We start from the raw sequence: 5,220 nt of genomic DNA on the forward strand, positions 1-5,220 counted from the left end.
CGCCGGGCGCACCTCGGGGTCGGGCCCGGCCGGCCACCGGGCGCGGCCCGCGACGGGGCCGCGCCACCGGAATCGGCCGCCACCGCGCGGAAGAACGGCAACCGGGTCGGCCGGGCGCGGGCGCGGGACAGCTCGCTGTGCGCCGAGGTGGTGAACCCCGGCGGGTGCTCCGTCGAGGTGCGGAAACCGCCGCCGACTCCGGTCCGCGGCGGTTCCCGCGCGCGTGGGCCCCCGATCAGCTCGACATCGCGACGAGGACGCGGCGGGGACCCGTGTACGGCCGTCGACCGTGCGCGGCGCGGACGTTGTCGACCAGCATGAAGTCGCCGGCGGCCCACTCGACGTCGATCGCGAGGGCGAGGCCCCGCTCCCGGACGTGGAGCACGTGCTCGGCCGGGATGGGCTCGCCGTCGGCGAAGGTGACCGACTGCGGCAGCTCCTCCGGCGGCAGCAGCTCGGCGAGTTCGGCGGCGACGTCGTCGCCGAGGGCGGCGGGGTGCCACTGGTCGACCTGGTTGAACCACACCTCCTCCCCCGTCACCGGGTGGACGGTGGTGGCGGGTCGGACCTGGCTGACGCGCAGCCCGCCGTCGTCCTGCCAGGACCAGTCCGCCCCCGTCGAGTCCAGGAACGAGTCGACGTCCGCGCGGTCCCCGGTCTCGAACGTGTCCTGCCAGCTCTTGCCGAGGCCGAAGCCGTCGTGGAGGTTCTGGATGTAGCGGATGCCGCCGCGGAATGCCTCGCGGACGTCCGGGTCGAGCGCCGCCAGCCACCCGGCGCAGTCCACCACGGGGGTGGCGCCACCGGATTCCGGCGCACGCGCGCAGTAGAACAGCAGCCGGCTGGGCCAGGCGTGGGAGTAGGACAGCTCGTTGTGCATCGAGATGGTGAACTCGGGCGGGTACTCGGTGGAGGTGTAGACGTTCCCGCCGACCTTGGTGCGCGGCGAGTTGCCGTGCACGTAGGCCAGCCGGTCCGGCAACAGGTGGTCGAGGACCGGGGCCAGGCCCGGTTCGGTGACGCCGAACCCGCGGAACACGAGGACCCCGTGCCGCGCGAGCAGGCTGTCGACGTGCTCGTGGTCGGACAGCAGGTCCTCGACCGGGCCGACGTCGCGGCCGGAGATCTCGTGGGGCTGCCACAGGTCGGTGGGCACGATCGGTCCTCCTCGTCGGTGGTCGCGCCGCGGGAACGGGTCCGCGCTGCGCGGTTCTGTGAAAAGCGGTCGTGCGCGTTCGGCGGAGTCGGTCAGGACCACTCCGCGCGCAGCCGGTCCAGTTCGGTGTCGCTCAGCGCGGTGAGGGAGAACGCGGTCGGCACCGGGACGTCCTCGGTCACGTCGACCGACAGCCCGGCCAGGGCCGCCGGCGTCCGGTGCTCGAAGACGTCGCGGACGCCGAAGCCGAGCCCCGCCGCCCTCGCCCGGACCACCAGGCGCAGGGACAGGATGCTGTCGCCGCCGAGTTCGAAGAACCCGTCGTCGACCCCCACCCGCTCCGCACCCAGGACCTCGACGAACAGGTCGCGGAGCAGCGCCTCGCGGGGGTTCGCGGGCTCCCGGCCCCCGGCGGTGGCGATCCGCCGCGGAGCGGGCAGGGCGCCCCGGTCGAGCTTGCCGCCGGGGGTCACCGGCAGGGCGTCGAGCACCTCGATCGCGGAGGGCACGAGGTGGCCGGGCAGGTGCGCGGCGAGGTGCTCGCGCAGCGCGGCGGGGTCGGCGGCACCGGTGGTGTAGGCGACCAGGCGGCCGTCGTGCAGCGCCACCGCGCTCCCCGTGACACCGGGGTGCGCCAGCAGGGCGGCTTCGATCTCCCCCGGCTCGACCCGGTGACCGCGCACCTTGACCTGCGCGTCGGTCCTGCCGAGGAAGTCCAGCGCGCCGTCGGGCAGCCAGCGTGCGGAGTCGCCGGTCCGGTAGAGCCTGCTCCCGGGCGGGCCCGCCGGGTCGGCCACGAACCGCTCCGCGGTGAGGCCGGGCCGGTTCAGGTAGCCGCGGGCGACGCCGTCGCCCGCCAGGTACAGCTCCCCGACGACACCGGGCGGCACCGGGCGCAGCAGGTGGTCGAGGACGTGGCACCGCGTGTTGGCGATCGGGCGGCCGATCGGCGGCGGCGAGGCCGCGGCGGACGTGACCGGCGTGGCCGTGGACCACACGGTCGTCTCGGTGGGGCCGTAGACGTTCGTCACGCCGGCGGTGGCGGAGACCAGGTCGCGGGCGAGGTCGGCGGGCAGGGCCTCGCCGCCGGTCAGCACCCGGACGCCGCGCAGCCCGTCGGTCCGGTGGGCCAGGACCGCGCGCCAGTGCGTCGGCGTCGCCTGCATGACCGTGATCCCGTGCTCGTCGATCAGCCCGTGCAGCGCCGAGGGGTCCCGGACCTCGTCCGCGTCCGCGAGCACCCCGCGACCCCCCGACGTCAGCGGCCCGAACAGCTCCAGGACGGAGATGTCGAAGGCCGCGGTGGTCACCGCCAGCCAGCGGTCCCGGGGCGTCAGGCCCAGCCTCGCGCGCATGTCGGCCAGGAGGTTGGCCACGTTGCGCCGCGACACGACCACGCCCTTGGGCGCCCCGGTCGACCCGGACGTGTGGATCACGTAGGCAGCCTGCTCGCCCGCGACGACACCGGGGGCCGGCGCGTCGCACCCCGCCCCGGCGAGTTCCGCCGCGGAGGCCGCGGTCAGCACCAGGGCCGGTCGGGCGTCCTCCGTCATGACCCGCACCCGCTCGGCGGGCAGGTCCGGGTCGAGCGGCACGTAGGCCGCGCCGACGCGCCACACCGCCAGCAACGCCACCACCAGCTCCACCGACCGGGGCAGCATCACCCCGACCAGCGACTCGGTTCCCACGCCCCTGGCGCGCAGCCCGCCCGCCAACCGCCCCACGCGCCCGAACAGGTCGCCGTAGGTCACCTCCCCGTCCCGGGACACCAGCGCGACCGCCGCGGGGTCCTGGGCGAACACCGAGGTCAGGACGTCGTCCGGCTCGCCGGGGACGGCGGTGTCGTTCCACTCCAGCGTCACCTGCCGCAGTTCCGCCGGGTCGGCGACCTCGATGTCGCGGAGGGGGACGTCGGGGTCGGCGGCGACCTGGTCGAGCACGCGGAGGAACCGGTCCGCCAGCCGGGCGGCGGTGGTGTCGTCGAACCGGTCGCGGTCGTACTCGAAGGCCGCTCGCACCCCTTCCGGCAGCTCGGTGTAGGAGAGGGTGAGGTCGAGGCGCGCCGCTCCGCCCGCCACCGGTTCCTCGGTGGCGGTCAGGCCGTCGAGCGCCAGGGCGGCGGGTGCCGCGACGTTGGGGTTGAGCATCACCTGGAACAGCGGGTGGCGACCGGTGGCGCGAGGCGGGTTGAGGAGTTCGACGAGGCGTTCGAACGGCACGTCCCGGTCGTCGTGCGCGGCCAGGTCGGTCTCGCGCACCCTGCGCAGCAGCTCGCGGAACGCGGGCGCGCCGGAGGTGTCCGTCCGCAGCACGAGCGTGTTGAGGAACAGCCCGACGAGATCGCCCACGGCGGGGTCGTCACGACCGGCGACGGGGGTGCCGACGGGGATGTCCGTGCCCGCGCCGAGCCGGGTCAGCAGGGTCGCGAGCGCGGCCTGCACGACCATGAAGAACGTGGCGCCCTCGGCCCTGGCCAGGCGGGTCAGCGCCGCGTGCAGGGCGGGCCCGACGTCGAACGCGACCCGGCCGCCGCAGTGGGTGGGCGCGGCGGGGCGAGGTCGGTCGGCGGGCAGCGCCAGCTCGGCGGGCAGGTCGGCGAGCGCGGCCAGCCGGCGGTCGAGGTGCGGATCCGGCGCAGCCCCGTCGTAGGCGTCCCGCTGGTGCAGGACGTGGTCGGTGTAGGTGAGCGGCAGGGCGGGCCAGTCGGGCCGCGCGCCGGTCCGGACCGCGGTGTAGGCGGCGGACAGGTCGCGCAGCAGCGGCCCCGCCGACCACCCGTCGAGGGCGATGTGGTGGGCGACGAGCGACAGCACGTGCTCGTCGGGACCGAGGGAGACGAGCGTCGCGCGCAGCGGGAGGTCGGTGGTGAGCCGGAACTCGTGCGTGGCCTCGGCGGTGAGCAGGTCCGGCAGTTCGGCCTCGGTGCGCTCGACGCGCCGGAGCACGCGGCCCGGCGGTGGCAGCAGGACCTGGTGGGGGCCGTCGAGGTCGTCCGCGACGACGGTGCGCAGGGGTTCGTGCCGGGCGATGACGAGCGCCAGCGCGTCGTCGAGCGCGTCGGCGTCGAGGTCGCCGCGCAGCCGCAGGACGACGGGGACGGTGTAGGGGGGCGTGCCGTCGAACTGGTTCAGGAACCACAGCCGGCGCTGCGCCGCCGAGAGCGGCACGCGGGCCGGGCGCGGGCCGCGGGCGGCACCCGGGCGAGCGGGGGCGGCGCCGTCGAGCACCCGCGCCAGGCGGGCGGGCGTGGGCGAGTCGAACACCTCCCGCACGGCCAGCTCCGCGCCGAGCACCGCCCGGACCGCGCCGACCAGCCTGGTCACCAGCAACGAGTGCCCGCCCAGGTCGAAGAACCCGTCGTCCGGCCCGACCCGGTCGACGCCCAGGACGTCGGCGAACAGGCCGCACAGGATCTCCTCCCGCACCGAAGTCGCGGCGCGGCCCGGACCCGCCTCGACCGAGGGGCGCGGCAGGGCGCGGCGGTCCACCTTTCCGTTGGCGTTCAACGGCAGCTCGCCCAGCTCGACGAACACCGACGGCACCATGTGCTCGGGCAGGGTGGAGGCGGCGTGGGCGCGCAGGACCCGCGTGGGAACACCGCCGGTGGTGTACGCGACGAGCCTGCGGTCCCCCTGCCGGTCCTCACGGGCGACCACGACGGCCGCCAGGACGCCGGGACAGGCGCGCAGGACCGCCTCCACCTCCCCGGGCTCGATCCGGAACCCGCGGACCTTGATCTGGTCGTCGGACCTGCCCACGAACTCCAACTCCCCCGAGCGCGTCCACCGCACCCGGTCGCCCGTGCGGTAGACCCTGCTCCCCGGTTCGAAGGGGCTCGCGACGAACCGCATCGCGGTCAGGCCGGGCATCGCCGCGTACCCGCGGGCGACCCCGGCGCCGCCGATGTACAGCTCCCCGGTCACGCCGGGTGGCGTCGGCCGGAGGAACTCGTCGAGCACGAAGCACCGCTCGCCGGTCAGCGGCCGCCCGATGGTCGGCGCGCCCCCGTCCACGACGGACGCCGTCGACCACACCGTGGTCTCCGTCGGCCCGTAGACGTTGAG

The 5,220-nt window shown here is 75.8% G+C and carries 2 protein-coding genes; both read right to left on the bottom strand.

Annotated features, from left to right (window positions below; all coding sequences use genetic code 11):
* Positions 1-235: 235 nt before the first annotated feature.
* Complete coding sequence (locus tag ACFV4N_RS39410) at positions 236-1,156, bottom strand: TauD/TfdA family dioxygenase (RefSeq protein ID WP_499677788.1); 921 nt, start codon at positions 1,154-1,156, stop codon at positions 236-238.
* A 92-nt stretch (positions 1,157-1,248) separates the two neighbouring features.
* The coding region (locus ACFV4N_RS39415; protein ID WP_499677789.1) for an amino acid adenylation domain-containing protein at positions 1,249-5,220 on the bottom strand (3,972 nt) is incomplete at its 5' end.

It is taken from the genome of Actinosynnema sp. NPDC059797 (genome assembly GCF_042732085.1).
Taxonomy (GTDB): Bacteria; Actinomycetota; Actinomycetes; order Mycobacteriales; family Pseudonocardiaceae; genus Actinosynnema.